Genomic DNA, 15,897 nt, shown 5'->3' with positions numbered 1-15,897 from the left:
GAACTCAAATAATGCGTACGACACAGAACCTGTGGGAGCGGAGCTTGTCGGGACGCCGCACCGCCGCGAAGAGGCCTTCAAGAACACCCTCACTCATCAGGCCGCAGCCCCCCGCCGATAAAACGCCAACACCCCGCCCAAGGTCATCAACAAACCACCCGTCACCCGGTTGAACGCCCGCAGATGTCCGCCCTGCAAGCGACTCAACAAGCGCGCCCCGCACAACGCGTAAAACAACATGATGCTGACATTGAGCAAGGTCAGCACCATGGCCAGCAGCGCATATTGCGGCAACTGCGGCTGTGTACTGTCGATAAATTGCGGCAGGAACGCCGACATGAACAGCAGCGCCTTGGGATTGGTCAGCGCCACCACGAAACAGCGCATGAACAAGCCGACGGAGCGCTTCGAACCCTGCTCAACCGGCAGTTCGGCCAGGGTCCCGGTCGAACGAAACATCTTCCAGCCCAGCCAGACCAGATACGCCGCCCCCAGCCACTTCACAGCCTGGAACAACGTCTCGCTGGCCTGCAGCAAAATCCCCAGGCCACAGGCCACCGCCGTCACCAGCAGCGCATCGGCCAACACCGCCCCGCCCATGCCCCAGGCCGCCGCCCGCACACCGTGGTTGGAACCGTTGTGCAAAGCCAGCAGCACCGTCGGGCCGGGCATGGCGATGATCGCCGCCGAGCTGATCAGGAACAGGAGCAACGTTGCCAGCGTCATGAAGGTCGCCTTGAAAATGAAAAATAAGCGTCATTCTGCGGCCAGCCCCGCCGCGCTTCAACCGCCGATACGCCAGCCCGTCGTTTGCGCTGGACGCGACTAAGCTGTTTCGTGATAAAACAGGCTCAAGCACTGAAGCGTTTCAGCGTCCTTTCCATCAGACAGGGTGATCGCCCCATGACCGACCAGAAGCTGCTCGACTCACTGTTTCCCGCCGCCGCGGACATCCCGGAAAAGTACCGATTCGAAGGCCAGCTGGAGCAACGCGAATACCTGGTCAATGGCACCTTGCGCACGTGGGACGGCCCGCTGGCCCAGGTGCGTAGCCCGGTGTACCTCGCCACCGCCCACGGTGATGAGCAGGTGATCCTCGGCAGCACGCCGCTGCTCGATGCCGAGACCGCCCTCACCGCCCTCGACGCCGCGGTTCACGCCTATGACCGCGGCCAGGGCGAATGGCCGACAATGCGCGTGGCCGAGCGCATCCAGCATGTCGAAACCTTTCTGCGGCGCATGCGCGTCCAGCGCGAAGCAGTGGTCAAGCTGCTGATGTGGGAGATCGGCAAGAACCTCAAGGATTCCGAGAAGGAATTCGACCGCACCTGCGACTACATCGTCGACACCATCAATGCGCTGAAAGAACTCGACCGCCGTTCCAGCCGCTTCGAGCTGGAGCAGGACACCCTCGGCCAGATCCGCCGCGTGCCCATGGGCGTGGCCCTGTGCATGGGCCCCTACAACTACCCGCTGAACGAAACCTTCACCACCCTGATCCCGGCACTGATCATGGGCAACACCGTGGTATTCAAGCCGGCCAAGCTCGGCGTGCTGCTGATTCGCCCGCTGCTGGAGGCCTTCCGCGACAGCTTCCCGGCCGGGGTGATCAACGTGATCTATGGCAGCGGCCGGGAAACCGTCAGTGCGCTGATGGCCAGCGGCAAGATCGATATCTTCGCCTTTATCGGCACCAACAAGGCCGCCAGCGACCTGAAGAAACTCCATCCCAAGCCCCACCGCCTGCGCGCGGCCCTGGGCCTGGATGCGAAAAACCCGGCCATCGTGCTGCCCGAGGTCGACCTGGACAACGCGGTCAACGAATGCGTCACCGGCTCATTGTCGTTCAACGGCCAACGCTGCACCGCGCTGAAGATCCTGTTCGTGCACGAGGACGTGATCGAAGGTTTTATCGAGAAATTCAACCGCAAGGTGCAAAGCCTGGTGCCGGGCATGCCCTGGGACAATGGCGTGGCGCTGACGCCCCTGCCGGAAGCCGGCAAGATCGACTACCTCAAGGCCCTGGTGGCCGATGCCCAGGACAAGGGCGCCAGGGTGATCAACCCCAATGGCGGCCAGACCCGCGCCTCGTTCTTCTACCCGGCGGTGTTGTACCCGGTGAATGCCGGAATGCGCGTGTACCAGGAAGAACAGTTCGGCCCGGTGGTGCCCATCGTGCCCTACCGGGATCTGGAAACCGTGATCGACTATGTGCTGGAGTCGGATTTCGGCCAGCAGTTGAGCATTTTCGGCACCGATCCCGCCCAGGTCGGCCGGCTGGTGGACACCTTCGCCAACCAGGTCGGACGGATCAATATCAATGCCCAGTGCCAGCGCGGCCCGGACACCTACCCGTTCAACGGACGCAAGAACTCGGCCGAAGGTACGCTCTCGGTGCACGATGCCTTGCGGGTGTTTTCGATCCGCACCCTGGTGGCCACCAAGTTCCAGGACAGCAACAAGGCGCTGATCAGCGATATCATCCATAACCGCGAGTCGACCTTCCTGACCACCGATTACATCTTCTGACGCCACCCGGGCGGCGCGGCCTGGAAACCGCCCCCCCCTGTAGGAGCCGGCTTGCCGGCGATCCAGGCGACGCGCTCTGATAGCAAACCGCGTCGCTTCTATCGCCAGCAAGCCAGCTCCTACAGGGGCGCAATGGCACGGGATTTTCATGCCTGGGCTAGGGCTGCCGAGCGCTCTGATCTATCATTGCTCCTCAGGCTGCCCGCGCCCGCCATTATTTTCATAAGAAATCCATGCCACGCATCGACCTCCGCCGATTGATCCTGTTGCTGTCGCTTTCCGCCGTCACCCTGACGGCCGGCAATCTTTTCTTCGCCAGCTACCAGACCCAGCGCAACTTCCTGATGGAACAGACCCTGGAAGCCAATCGGATCTATGCCCTGAAGCTGGCCAACACCACCAACAACTTCCTCAAGTCGACCCAGCAGCAACTGGCCTTCAGCAGCGAACTGCTCCCCGCGATCTGGGACCAGCCGGACCAACTGTGGCAGGAAGCGCACCGATTGCGCCGCCAGACCGGCAGCTTCAACTCGGTGATCGTCATCCGCGCGGACGGCAAGATCATCGCCTCCTCGCCCACCTCGATGAACCTGACCGGCACCTTTTCCGCAAGCGAAGGCTTTCGCCAGGCCAGCCTGGCGCGCCAACCCTATATTTCCAGCCCCTATGTCGGGGCCAACAATCACCTGATGATCCAGATCTCGCATCCGATCTTCGACGGTGATGGCAACTACCTCGGCTACCTGGGCGCCGGTATCTACCTCAACGAACCGAACATCCTCCACTCACTGCTGGGCGAACAATACTACCGTGACGGCTCCTACCTCTATGTGGTCGACCCCCAGGGCCAGTTGATCTATCACCAGGACCCGGCGCGGGTCGGCGACGTGATCAAGGGCAACCCGGCCATCGACGCGGTGATCGCCGGCGAAACCGGCAGCCTGAGGTTGAAAAACTCCAAGGGCGTCGACATGCTCACCGGCTATGCCCCGGTGCCGCGGATCGGCTGGGGCGTGATCAGCCAGCGGCCTACCGCCATCACTCTGGAAGGCCTGCAGCGGTTGATGCTGGAAGTCGCCGGTTACGCCGTGCCGCTGTTGCTCCTGTCGTTGCTGGGTATCTGGTGGATTTCGACACTGATCAGCAAACCGCTCTGGCAACTGGCCAATACCACGCAGTATTGGGGTTCATCTACCGCCGCCCAGTCGGTGAGCAAGGTGCGGGCCTGGTACTACGAAGCCGCCCAGCTGAAGAACACCATGCAGAAAGCGTTGATGTCACTGCACCAGCAGTTGGGCAAGCTCAACCAGGAAAGCGTCACCGACCCTCTGACCAGCCTGACCAACCGCCGTGGCCTGCAATTGATCCTCGACGACTGGGAAAGCCGCCGCCAGCCGTTCTCGCTGATCGCCCTGGATATCGACCACTTCAAGCAGGTCAACGACAGCTACGGGCACAGCGCCGGCGACCTGGTGCTGCAACACCTGGCCCAGCAGATCCGCCGCCACTCCCGGGAAAGCGACGTGCTCTGCCGCCAGGGTGGCGAGGAGTTCCTTATGCTGCTGCCCTCCACGCCACTGGCCCAGGCGGCCCTGGTGGCCGAGCGTTTGCGGGCGACGATGGCCTATACCGAAAGCCCGAACGGCATCCCGGTGACCATCTCCCTGGGCGTGGCCGGCTGGCCCCAGGGCGGGCAGACCGTGAGCCAGGTGCTCCAGGCGGCGGACCAGGCCCTCTATCGGGCCAAGGATAGCGGGCGCAACCGAGTGGTGCGCAGCGATGACGAGATCCCACCGGATATGCCGAACAGTTAGACTGACGCCCCCTGGCGACACGCATCGGACCGCCGTCCCAGGCCACGAACACCCGACGCTTTCGGGGATTTCTTTCGAGTTTGACCACCAGCATGACCTTCAACTTCGACACGCTGATCGACCGCCGCGACACTGGCAGCACCAAGTGGAGCCGCTACCCGGCCGACGTCCTGCCCATGTGGGTGGCCGATATGGACCTGCCAGTGGCGGACGCGATCACCGCAGCCCTGCACAAACGCCTGGAACACCCGCAACTGGGTTACAGCGTGGCCCAGGACGCCCTGCGCCTGGCCATCGTCGCCGACCTCCGGGCCAAGTACGCCTGGTACGTGGAGCCCCAGGAGCTGATTTTCCTCCCAGGGGTCGAACCGGGTTTCAACATGGCGCTGCGCGCGTTTGTGCAACCGGGCCAGAACGTCGTGGTGCAGACGCCCAACTACCGCCCGCTGCGCCTGGCGCCGGGTCACTGGAACCTGCCGAAAGTCGAGCTGGCGTTCGAGCGCGATGTCCAGGGTGACTATGTCACGCCCTTCGGTGCCCTGCGTACCGCCTTGCAAGGCGGCGGCGCGCTGCTGCTGAGCAACCCGCACAACCCGCTGGGCAAGGTCTTCCCCCGGGAAGAACTGCAACAGGTGGCGGATATCTGCCTGGAACAGGGCGCGCTGATTATCAGCGACGAGATCCATGCCGACCTCTGCTTCGATGGCCGTCGTCATGTACCGATCGCCTCCCTGAGCCCGGAGATCGCCAGGCGCACCATCACCCTGATGTCGGCGAGCAAGGCCTATAACATCGCCGGGCTGAAGACTGCTTACGCCATTGTCCAGGATCCGGCGGTACGCGAGCGCTTCAACGCGGCACGCGGGGGGATGGTCGACAGCGTCAATGCCCTGGGGCTGGAAGCCACCTGCACGGCCTACACCGAGTGCGGGCCGTGGCTCGCTGGCCTGGTGCAATACCTGCAGGCCAACCGCGACTACCTGCAACACGCGGTGGAAACCCGGTTGCCGGGTGTGGTCCTGCACCCGGCTCAAGGGACTTACCTGGCCTGGCTCGATTGCAGCGCGTTGGGGCTTGCGGACCCGTACCGGTTTTTCCTCGAAGAGGCCAAGGTGGGGTTGAGCGCGGGGATCGAGTTTGGCGACGACGCGCAGCAGTTCGTGCGCTTGAACTTCGGTTGCCCGAGGGCCTTGCTGGAGGAAGGCATCAGCCGGATGGAGCAGAGTTTGCGTCGGCGCTGAAAGCGCGATGCCGGCCAACTACGGAAATGGGCTCTTGAAGACACCACACAACCTGTAGGAGCCGGCTTGCTGGCGATGCGATCCGATGGTCGACATCGCCGTCGCCTGGAATACCGCCATCGCCAGCAAGCCGGCTCCTACAGGGACCGTGTTCAGACCTGGCTGAACGGGGTCAGGCGTGCTTTTTCAAACGCGGCTTGGCCGCCTTGGGAAAATACGGTGGCTTGACCAGCAGCGTGGGCGCGGGCCTCACGGACTTGACCTCAGCCGCCTCGACCGGCACCTCCCCACCAAACTCCGCCACATAGGCCGTCTGGCCGCAACGCAGCCGATTGTTGATCGGAAACTCATCCCCGTTGTCGTAAATGTACGCATCCTTCATAGCCATCTCCTCATCAACATAATGGATCCCCACCGGCAAATCCCCGGCGGCTTCAAAAATATTGAGCGTAGTCGACCGGCAGCGACACGCAGCCCCTGGCGCAAGGTTCCGACGAATGACCACCCGGTCACGAAACTTTCATTTTCCTGGCCGGGCCTTTCACGCCGATTTCACTTCTGCCCCTCTAGGATGGATTCACTCCTCGTTTCAACTTGATTCAGCTCGCCTTCGTTGCGGGCTTTTTTTTGCCCGCGCAACCGGTCGAACCACAGGTAGACCACCGGCGTGGTGTAGAGCGTCAGCAGTTGCGACACCGCCAACCCGCCGACAATGGCGATCCCCAGGGGCTGACGCAATTCCGAACCCGCGCCATGCCCGAAGGCCAGGGGCACGGCACCGAGCAACGCCGCCAGCGACGTCATCAGGATCGGCCGCAGGCGCAGCAGGCAGGCTTCATGCACCGCCTCTCGCGGCGCCATGCCACCACGCTCGGCCTCCAGGGTGAAGTCGACGATCATGATCGCGTTCTTCTTGACGATGCCGATCAGCAGAATGATCCCGATCATGCCCAGCACCGACAGGTCCTGCCCGCAGATGATCAACGCCAACAAGGCGCCGAAGCCGGCCGAGGGCAAGGTGGAAATGATCGTCAGCGGATGGATGGCGTTTTCATAGAGCACCCCGAGGACGATATAGACCGTCAGGATCGCCGCCAGGATCAGCCAGGGTTGCGACTTGAGCGAATCCTTGAACGCCTGGGCGGTGCCCTGGAAACTCCCCGACACCGTGTCCGGCAGGCCCACCGCCAGCGAAGCCTTCTCGATGGCGTTGACCGCATCGCTCAAGGCCTGCCCCGGGGCCAGGTCGAACGACAGGGTAATGGCCGGGAACACACCCTGGTGGTTGATGATGATCGGCGCCAGCTCGTTGCGGATACTCGCCAGCATATCCAGCGGCACCATCTCTCCGGAGGTGGAACGCACATACAGGTGCTTGAGAGTGTCGATGGACATCTGCCAGCGCGGATCGAGTTCGAGAATGACGTGGTTCTGGTCCAGTTGGGTGAACATGGTAGCGATCTGCCGTTGGCCGAAGGCGTCATAGAGCACGTCGTCGATCGCCTGCACATTGACCCCCAACCGCGCCGCCGAGGGCCGGTCGATCACCAGGGTCGCCTGGGGGGCGGCGCGCTGTTGGTCGGAGGTGACGTTGCGTAGTTGCGGCAACTGTTTGAGACGGTCCAGCAGCAACCCGCTCCAATGGTCCAGCTCCTGGCTGTCCGGGTCCTGCAAGGTGTACTGGTACTGGGTCTTGCTGGCCCGGCCGCCGATCTGGATATCCTGGTTGGCCTGCAGGAACAGCTTGATGCCCTGGACCTTGTCGAGGGCCGGCTGCAAGCGCGCGATCACCTGCTGGGCGCTGGCCGTGCGCTGGTCGAACGGCTTGAGGTTGACCATCACCCGGCCCTGGCTGACCGTCGGGTTGGGGCCGATCCAGTAATAGGCCTTGGCCACCGCCGGGTCGGCGCTGACGATATCGGCCAGCAGCGCAACGCGCTGGCGCATGGCCTCCGGCGAGATATCCGAGGCGGCTTCGGCGACGCCCTGGATCAGGCCGGTGTCCTGCTGCGGGAAAAAGCCCTTGGGGATATACAGGTAGAGCATGGCCGTGGCGACGAAGGTGGCGACCGCCACGGCCAGGGTCAGGCGCTGGTGATCGAGCACCCACTCCAGGCTGCGTCGGTAGCCCTCGTGAATCCGGTTGTAGACCGCCTCGCAGGCATCGCCGAAACGGCTCGGGCGCGACTCGTGTTCCGGCTTGAGCAACCAGGCGCAGAGCATCGGTGTCACGGTCAGGGAGACCACGCCGGACATCAGGATCGCCACGCTGACCGTCACCGCGAACTCACGCATCAGCCGCCCGACGATGCCGCCCATCAACAGGATCGGCAGGAACACCGCGATCAGCGACACGGTCATCGAGACAATGGTGAAACCCACCTCGCGCAAACCGTCCACCGCCGCCTGGATCCGCGACTTGCCCATTTCCAGGTGGCGGACGATGTTTTCCATGACCACGATGGCGTCGTCCACCACGAAGCCGACGGCAATCGCCAGGCCCATGATCGACAGGTTGTCCAGGCTGTAGCCCAGCAGGTACATCACGGCAAAGGTCGCCACCAGCGACAGCGGGATGGTCAGGGTCGGGATCAGGGTCGCCGTGGCCTTGCGCAGGAACACGAAGATCACCACGACCACCAGGGCGATGGACAGCAGCAAGGTGAACTGCACGTCGTTGACCGAGGCATTGATGGTCTGGGTGCGGTCGCCGACCACCTGGACCTGCACATCCCGGGGCAAGGACGCGGTCAGGGCCGGCAGGCTGGCCTTGATATTGGCGATGGTCGACAGCACGTTGAAGCCCGGCTGCTTGTGGATGTCGACGATCACCGTCGGCTGGCCGTCGATACCGGCGGCCTGCTGGGTGTCCTCGGCACCATCGATGACCCGGCCCAGGTCGCCGAGCTTGATCGGCACCCCGGCCTTGTAGGCCACCACCAGTTCGCGATAACCCTTGGGGTCGAGCAGTTGGTCGGTGGCATCGAGGGTCACCGAGCGATACTGGCCGTTGAGGTTGCCCTTGGGTTGATCGAGGGTGCTGAGACCGACGATGCTGCGCACTTCCTCCAGGGTCAGGCCACGGGCCGCCAGGGCATCCGGGTCGATCTGGATGCGCACCGCCGGCTTCTGCTCGCCATGGAAATCCACCAGGCCGACGCCGGGCATCTGCGACAGGCGCTGGGCCAGGTAGTTGTCGGCGTAGCGATCCAGCTCCGGCAAGGTCCGCGTCGGCGAGGTCAGGGCCAGGGACAGCACGGTGAACTCCGCCGGGTTGACCTTGTTGAAGGTCGGCGTGCTGGTCATGGTTTTCGGCAAGGTCGCGCTGGCGGTGTTGATCGCCGTCTGCACGTCCTGGGCCGCGCCGTCGATATTACGCGACAGGTCGAACTGCAGGACGATCTGGGTCTTGCCCGAGGAACTCGAGGAGGTCATCGAGGTGACCTGGGGCACGGCGGCGAAGGCCCGTTCCAGCGGCGTCGCCACCGAGGTCGCCATGGTTTCGGCGCTGGCCCCGGAGAGCTTGGCGGTGACCTGGATGGTGGGAAAGTCCACCGTCGGCAACGGCGCCACCGGCAGTTGAAAATAGGCAAAAGTGCCCAGCAGCATCACCCCCAGGGCCAGCAGGCACAGGCCCGTGCGGCGCTGGATCAGACCGGCGAGCAGGTTCATGGCTTGCCTCCGGCGCTGCCGCTCAACGCCACCTCAGGTGCCGCCGGGTCCGTATCCAGGCTGACCGGCTTGACCTTGAGCCCGGGGGCGATCCGCGACTGGCCCTGGACCACCACCACTTCACCCGGCGCCAGGCCGTCCTTGATCCACTGCTGGCCGTCGACCACCGTCGCCGCCGTCACCTGCCGTGGCTCGACCCGCTGGTCGGCATTGACCACATAGACGAAGTCGCCCTTCTGCCCTTGCTGCACCGCATTGGCCGGCACCACGGTGACGGCCTTCTGGGTATTCACCAGCAGACGCGCGCCCACCAGTTGGCCGGGCCAGAGTTGCTGGCCGGCATTGTGAAATTGCGCCTTGAGCTGGATCTGCCCGCTGGCGGCGATCACCTGGCTGTCGATAAAGCTCAGGGAGCCGCTCGCCAGTTGCTGATGGCCGTCGCGGCTCATGGCGAGCACCTGCAAGGGGGCCACGGCGTTTTCCTTGAGGATCCGCGCCAGGTCGTCCTGGGACACCGCGAAGGCCACCGAGATCGGGTCCATCTGCGTCAGGGTCACCAGGCCCGTGGCATCGGTGCCGTGGACAATCGAACCGACGTCCAGCAGGCGTTGCCCGGTCCGGCCGGTGAACGGCGCGTCGATCCGGGTGAAAGCCAGTTGCAGGCGGGCATTCTCCAGGGCCGCCTGGTCGGCCTGGACCGTGGCCTGCTGGGCCGCCAACTGGGCCCGATAGGTATCGACATCCTGGGTCGGGCCGGCCTTGGCCGCTGCCAGCTTGCTGGCCCGGTCGAGATTGACCTTGAGGTTGGCCAACTGCGCCTGGTCCTTGCTGACCAGCGCCTGGGCCTGGGCCACCTGCGCCTGGTAGACCCGTGGATCGATCTGCGCCAACTGACTGCCGGCGTTGACCATCTGGCCTTCGGTAAACAGGACTTTCTGCAGCTCGCCGTCGACCCGCACCCGCACATTGACGGTGTTGAGGGGCTGGACGTTGCCGATGGCGTCGATCCAGATCGGCAGATCCTTTTGCCCCGCCGCCTGCATCACCACCGGGATAGCGCTATCAACAGGAGCTGTCGGTGCCGCCTGGACGCGGTCGATCCATTGGGTCTTGATCAACAGCGAAGCGCCGAGCATGGCGACGACCAGCAGGCCGAGGCGCAGACGACGAGGTTGGGATGGCGCCTGGGGTGAGTGCTTCATGGCTGAACGACCTGAAAGGGAGAAGAAGGAGTGGCGGCGGCCAGGGTCGGCGCGCTGAAATCGCCGCCGATGGCACGAAACAGGCCGACGGCGGCCTGCAGATGCTGGAGGCGCACCTGGAGCAGGCTGTCTTCGGCCTGGTACTGGGTGCGCTCGACCACCAGCAGCGTCTGGAAATCGGTGGAGCCGAGGCGGTAACGAACCTGGGCCAGGCGCGCGGCTTCGCGGGCGGAGCCGACGGCGGCCTGGTTCAGGCTGTAGGCCTGGTCCAGTTGCCGCGCTGCGCTGAGCTGGGTTTCCACATCACGCAGGGCTTCGATGATCGAGGCGCGATAGCTGGCGGTCAGTTCCTGCACATGGGCCTGGTCGGCGTGCAGTTGTCCGGTCAGTTGGCCGCCGCTGAACACCGGCTGGGTCAGGTTGCCGACGATGCTCCAGATATGCCCGCCGGCCAGGGTGTCGATACCACCGAGCAGGTCCAGGGAAAGGTTGGGCAGGAACGCTGCCCGGGCCACGCCGACGTCGTAGTTGGCTGAAACCAGGCGCGCTTCTGCGGCCTGGATATCCGGGCGTTGGCGCACCAGGCCGACGGGCAGGCCGACCTTGGGTTGTGGCACCTGGAGGGCGTCGAGCCCGGTTTGCTGGACCTCGAAGCCTTCAGGCGGCACGCCCACCAGTGTCGCCAGTTGATACTTGGCCGCGTCGAGCTGCTGTTGCAACAGCGGCACGGCGGCCTGGAAGGTTTGCTGGGCATTGCGCTGCTGTTCGACTTCCAGGCTCGACACCGCGCCCTGGCTGGCCTGCACCTGCACCAGATCGAGGACTTGGCTGGCGTCGGCGGCGATGGACTGGGCCAGGCGCACGCGGTCCTGCAGCGAGAGGACCTGGAAGTAGGTGTCGGCGATGCTCGCGCCGAGGGTCATGCGCAGGGTCTGGGCATCGAATTGGCTGGCATTGGCCAGGGCCTGGGAGGAATCGGCGGTGGCCCGTTGCTTGCCCCAGAAGTCCACCTCGTAGGTGGCTTCGGCGAAGACGCTGGATTTTTTCGTGCTGCCGTAATTGTTCTGGCGCTGGTAGTTGCCGCCCAGGGACAGGTTGGGGTATTGCCCGGCACCGGCCACCTGGGCAATGGCCCGGGCCTGGTCGACCCGGCTCACGGCAGCCTTGAGGCTGTAGTTGTCGTTCAGGCCACGGGCAATCAGGCCATCGAGCTCGGCACTGTGGAACTCACGCCACCAAGGGCCGCCTGCCGCATCGACTGAAGCGGCGGACGGGTCCTTGGCCGACCACTGCGGGGCCAGGGGCAAGGCCGGCTGCTGGTAGCCCGGCACCAGCGAGCAGCCACTCAACAGCGTCAGGCCGACCAAGGCCAGGGCGCGGAACAGTCGGCTTGGGGCCTGAGGTGGATGAAAAACCTCGAATCTCGGCGTGAGACGCATCTACGGAATATCTCCAGAACCTGTGTGGCAGAGCCATCGATCAGATTCCGAAGCTATCAGGCAGAGGCCCGCGTCCCGTTCCTCCAAAGCTAAATTTTAGTTTAGGTAAATATCATGTGAACGCGGTTCCTTGTAGGAGCCAGCTTGCTGGCGATGGACGTCAACGATAACGCGGGGCATCTGATACCCAGCGGAGCCTGGACGACCATCGCGAGCAAGCTCGCTCCTACAGAGGAGGCGTTGACCGCAGTGGCGCATCAAGGGGGTCTTCGTCGTCCTGTAGCAACCGGTACCCAACCCCCGGCACGGTCTGGATCAACGAATGGCTGAAGCCGGCATCCAGTTTGCGGCGCAACCGATAGATGTGTTTGTCGATCACGTTGTCGATGGGGTCGAAGTCATAGTCCCAGGCACTCTCCAGCAGCATGCTGCGGGTCACCACTTCATCGCAGTGGCGCATCAGCTTTTCCAGGATCAGCGACTCGCGCTGCTGCAGGACAATGACCTGCCCTTCACGGGTCGCGGTGCGGGCGGCACAATCCAGTTGCAGGCGGCCGACCCGCAAGGTCCGCGACAATCCCACCACCGGATCACGGCCACGCTGCAAGGTTTCGAGCCGGGCAAGCACCTCGACAAAGGCATAGGGCTTGGCCAGGTAATCATCACACCCGGCGCGCAAGCCTTCGACCCGCTGGGCGGTGGAATCCAGGGCGCTGAGCATCAGCACCGGCGTGCGCAAGCCCTGGCGCCGCAGTTCCTGGACCAACGCAAGACCGTCCAGCCCCGGCAGTTTGCGGTCGACGATCAAGGCGTCGTAGATCCCTTCCAGGGCCATGTCCAGGCCACTGCGGCCATCGTCGACGGTATCGGTGACGTGCCCGCTTTCATTGAGACCACGCACCAGGTAGCTGGCTGCCTTGGCGTCATCCTCGATGACCAGGATTCTCAAGACCGGCTCCGCGCTGGTTCAGCTAAACTTTTTTTCATATTGACGCGACCTTTCAGATAAACCCGGTTTGGCACACTATGCCGGTCGACCAGCCAAGCACGATTCACTGGCCAGCCAGACTCCTCCGGGGTCCATGCAAGACTACCACCCTCTCTCATTCTGCGAAGTGCCCATGACCCATGTTCTGGTCGTCGAGGACGACCCCGCCACTGCCCGGGAGATCGAAGCCGCCCTGCAAGACCACGGCTTCGATGTCACCCACGTCGATAACGGTCGGGAAGGCCTGGTGCGCGCCATCAGCGACAGCTACGACGTTATCGTTCTCGACCGCATGCTCCCCGGTGCCCTCGATGGCCTGGGCATGCTCACCGCCTTGCGCGCTTCGGGTATCGCCACGCCGGTGCTGATCCTCAGCGCCCTCAGCGCGCTCGACGAACGGGTGCGTGGCCTGCGGGCCGGCGGTGACGACTACCTGACCAAGCCCTTCGAGTTCATCGAGCTGACCGCCCGCCTCGATGCCTTGAGCCGCCGCCGGGTCGCTCCCAGCGAGGAACGGGTCAACCGCCTGCGGGTCGGCAACCTGGAGCTGGATCTGCTCAAGCGCAGTGTCAAGCGCGGCGAACGGATGGTCGAGCTGTTGCCCCGGGAATACGCCCTGCTCGAATACCTGGTGCAACACGCCGAACAGGTGGTGACACGGACCATGCTGTTCGAGGCCGTGTGGAACTACGCCTATGACGAACGCACCAATGTCATTGAAGTGCATATGGGCCGTTTGCGCCGCAAGGTCGATGGCGACGGCGAGGAACCGATGATCCATACCATTCGCGGGGCAGGCTATGTTCTACGCTCACCTGCGTGAAATCCCCCGCACCATCAGTTTCCGCACGGCGCTGATGTCCCTGGCGCTGTTCAGTTGCTCGTTCCTCGCGCTGTTCGGTTATATCTATTGGCAAACCGCCGGCTACCTGATGGCCGAGGTCGATACCGCCCTTTATCGGCAGATCGACAACCGTAGCGCGCAGCCCGAAGACCTGCGCCTGGCGGAAATCCGCAAGCACTCCGAACAGGATATCGACGGTCGCCTGCCCCACGGCCTCTATGATGCCCAAGGCCAGCTGATTGCCGGACCGGTCATTGAAATGCCGGCCTTCAAGGGCTACGACAAACCCGCCGAATTCAACTGGAAGCAGCCGCAAAAAAAGAGCCGGCCGATCCGCTTCGTCATGCATCGCCTGGACAATGGCCAGACCCTGATGGTGGCCCAGGATATCCATGACCTCAGCGAGTTCGACGAGTTGCTGGTCAACGCGATGGTCTCCGGCGGCTCGCTGCTGCTGCTGGTGGGCCTGCTCGGGGCGGTCGGGCTGGGCTACGCGGCGCGCCGACGGCTGGATGTGCTGACCCGTTCCATCGAACGCATCGTCAAGGGCCACCTCAACGAGCGCCTGCCGACCCGTGGCAACCGTGACGATATCGACCGTATCGCCACTGTAGTGAATCAGATGCTTGACGAGCTGGAGCGCCTGATGAGCGAGGTCAAGGGGGTCTGCGACGATATCGCCCACGACTTGCGCACGCCCCTCACCCGCTTGCTCGCGGGCCTGGAACGGGCCCAGCGCCGGCACCTGCGCGAGGAGGAATACCAGGCGGCCATCGACAACGCCATCGAGGATGCCCAGGGTTTGCTGTCGACCTTCCGCGCGCTGTTGCGGATTTCCGAGATCGAAGCCAGCGCCCGGCGCAGCAGCTTTGCCGAGATCGACCTGAACCGTATCGCCGCCGATGCGGCCGAGTTTTTCGAGCCCTTGGCCGAAGAGCGTGGTATCGAACTGACCTTGAATTGCGCGCCCGCGCCCTGCCTGATTTTCGGCGATGCGCAGTTGCTGTTCGATGCAACCTGCAACCTGCTGGACAACGCCATCAAGTTTTCGCCTGACCACAGCCAGGTACAGGTGACGGTGATGGACGCTCCGGACAGACGCGGCCTGTGCGTGATGGATAATGGCCCGGGAATTCCCGAAGCCGAGCGCGAGGCGGTGTTCCGGCGGCTGTACCGTTCCGAATCCAGTCGGCATACGGCGGGCAACGGGCTGGGGTTGAGCATGGTGGCGGCGGTGGCGCGGCTGCATGATATGCGCCTTGAGGTGCGGGATGCCCAGCCGGGTTGCCGAATCGAGTTGATGGTCAGCGCCTGATTACGGGAGGCGTTGCAGCAATTGCTCGAACGCGGCCAGCACCTGCTGCGGCTTCTCCAACATCACCTGGTGCCCGCATGCCTCCAGCACCTGGAACTGTGCATCCGGCAACTGCCGCGCCAGCGCCTCACCACCGCTGGCCGGGGTCAGGCCGTCGCTGTCGCCGGCCAGGACCTGGACCGGCAACCTCAGTTGCGCCACCCGCTCGGCCTCGGGCCACTGCACACCCTGCACCAGCCCCTTGAACACATACAGCCGATTACGCTCGGTCAACTTCTCCTCATGCGCCAGCAAGCGCGGGTCGACGGACGGATGCCAGGCCCGCTCGCGAAATCCCTTGGCCAACACCGGCCGGATCAGCTCCAGTATCCAGGCCGGCAACGCCAGCAAGCCGCCGCGACTCAAGGGCCGATGCAGTTGCGTGCCGAGCAGCAAGGCGCCACTGACCGAATTCACCTGCAACAACGCGCTGAGGGTCAACCCGGTGCCAAAGGAGTGGGCCACGATCAGGTTGCGCTCACCTCCGAAACGCCGCAGCAGCTCCACGACATCCGCCACCAATTCCTTCCAGGCATAGGCCGCCGCCCGCCGCGGCTTGTCGCTCTCGCCATGACCCAGCAGATCCCAGGCCACCAGGCTGTAGCCCTGCTCGCCGAGGGCTTGCCATTGCTCACGCCACTGATCCTTGTTGCCCCCCGCGCCATGGCAGAAAAACACCACGGTCGCGGCTTTCTCCGTTCCCGGACGATGGGCCACGCTGAGGCGTCGCCCGGGACGGACTTCCAGCCGTTCACCCCGCACCACGGGCAGATGACTAAAGGATCGAAACTCGGTCATGGGTGTGACAGTCCTG

12 protein-coding genes are annotated in these 15,897 nt (G+C 64.0%); 5 read left to right on the top strand and 7 right to left on the bottom strand.

Going from position 1 to position 15,897, the window contains the following annotated elements:
* Positions 1-96: 96 nt before the first annotated feature.
* The gene (locus tag HX830_RS18870; RefSeq protein WP_103495097.1) at positions 97-726 is read right to left on the bottom strand and encodes a LysE family translocator; all 630 of its coding nucleotides are present in this window, start codon (positions 724-726) and stop codon (positions 97-99) included.
* A 177-nt stretch (positions 727-903) separates the two neighbouring features.
* Between HX830_RS18870 and HX830_RS18865 the strand changes: the two genes are divergently transcribed.
* From HX830_RS18865 to HX830_RS18855, 3 genes are all read left to right on the top strand, one after another.
* Positions 904-2,529 carry an NADP-dependent glyceraldehyde-3-phosphate dehydrogenase gene (locus tag HX830_RS18865; RefSeq protein ID WP_177101837.1) on the top strand — a complete coding sequence of 542 codons (1,626 nt, stop codon included), beginning with the start codon at positions 904-906 and terminating at the stop codon, positions 2,527-2,529.
* A 233-nt stretch (positions 2,530-2,762) separates the two neighbouring features.
* Complete coding sequence (locus tag HX830_RS18860) at positions 2,763-4,343, top strand: sensor domain-containing diguanylate cyclase (protein WP_177101835.1); 1,581 nt, start codon at positions 2,763-2,765, stop codon at positions 4,341-4,343.
* 92 nt (positions 4,344-4,435) lie between these two features.
* Entirely contained in the window at positions 4,436-5,584 is a 1,149-nt protein-coding gene (locus HX830_RS18855; RefSeq protein ID WP_177101833.1) for a MalY/PatB family protein, read from the top strand.
* A gap of 172 nt (positions 5,585-5,756) precedes the next feature.
* On the opposite strand, the gene HX830_RS18850 is transcribed toward HX830_RS18855, so the two are convergent.
* The 5 genes from HX830_RS18850 to HX830_RS18830 all read right to left on the bottom strand — a co-directional run bounded on the left by HX830_RS18850 (position 5,757) and on the right by HX830_RS18830 (position 12,846).
* The gene (locus HX830_RS18850; RefSeq protein ID WP_103495101.1) at positions 5,757-5,966 is read right to left on the bottom strand and encodes a hypothetical protein; all 210 of its coding nucleotides are present in this window, start codon (positions 5,964-5,966) and stop codon (positions 5,757-5,759) included.
* A gap of 170 nt (positions 5,967-6,136) precedes the next feature.
* Complete coding sequence (locus tag HX830_RS18845) at positions 6,137-9,256, bottom strand: efflux RND transporter permease subunit (protein ID WP_177101831.1); 3,120 nt, start codon at positions 9,254-9,256, stop codon at positions 6,137-6,139.
* The gene (locus tag HX830_RS18840; RefSeq protein ID WP_177101829.1) at positions 9,253-10,458 is read right to left on the bottom strand and encodes an efflux RND transporter periplasmic adaptor subunit; all 1,206 of its coding nucleotides are present in this window, start codon (positions 10,456-10,458) and stop codon (positions 9,253-9,255) included. Before HX830_RS18840 ends, HX830_RS18845 begins: the two co-directional genes overlap by 4 nt.
* Positions 10,455-11,897 (bottom strand): efflux transporter outer membrane subunit, encoded by a 1,443-nt coding sequence (locus HX830_RS18835; protein ID WP_177101827.1) that lies wholly within the window; start codon positions 11,895-11,897, stop codon positions 10,455-10,457. The genes HX830_RS18840 and HX830_RS18835 overlap by 4 nt, the downstream gene beginning before the upstream one ends.
* Positions 11,898-12,123: 226 nt before the next feature.
* Positions 12,124-12,846, bottom strand: coding sequence for a response regulator transcription factor (locus HX830_RS18830; protein ID WP_177101825.1), 723 nt, complete (start codon positions 12,844-12,846; stop codon positions 12,124-12,126).
* Between the two features lie 172 nt (positions 12,847-13,018).
* Between HX830_RS18830 and HX830_RS18825 the strand changes: the two genes are divergently transcribed.
* Complete coding sequence (locus HX830_RS18825; RefSeq protein WP_103495106.1) at positions 13,019-13,708, top strand: response regulator transcription factor; 690 nt, start codon at positions 13,019-13,021, stop codon at positions 13,706-13,708.
* The gene (locus HX830_RS18820) at positions 13,686-15,044 is read left to right on the top strand and encodes a sensor histidine kinase (protein WP_256350545.1); all 1,359 of its coding nucleotides are present in this window, start codon (positions 13,686-13,688) and stop codon (positions 15,042-15,044) included. Before HX830_RS18825 ends, HX830_RS18820 begins: the two co-directional genes overlap by 23 nt.
* Here HX830_RS18820 and HX830_RS18815 read toward each other — a convergent pair whose 3' ends face one another.
* Complete coding sequence (locus HX830_RS18815; protein ID WP_177101823.1) at positions 15,045-15,881, bottom strand: alpha/beta fold hydrolase; 837 nt, start codon at positions 15,879-15,881, stop codon at positions 15,045-15,047.
* Between the last annotated feature and the right edge of the window lie 16 nt (positions 15,882-15,897).

This window comes from Pseudomonas gingeri, assembly GCF_013385425.1.
Taxonomy (GTDB): Bacteria; Pseudomonadota; Gammaproteobacteria; order Pseudomonadales; family Pseudomonadaceae; genus Aquipseudomonas; species Aquipseudomonas gingeri_D.
Note: the sequence above shows the minus strand (reverse complement) of the source record. Positions and strands in the feature narration are given on the sequence as shown.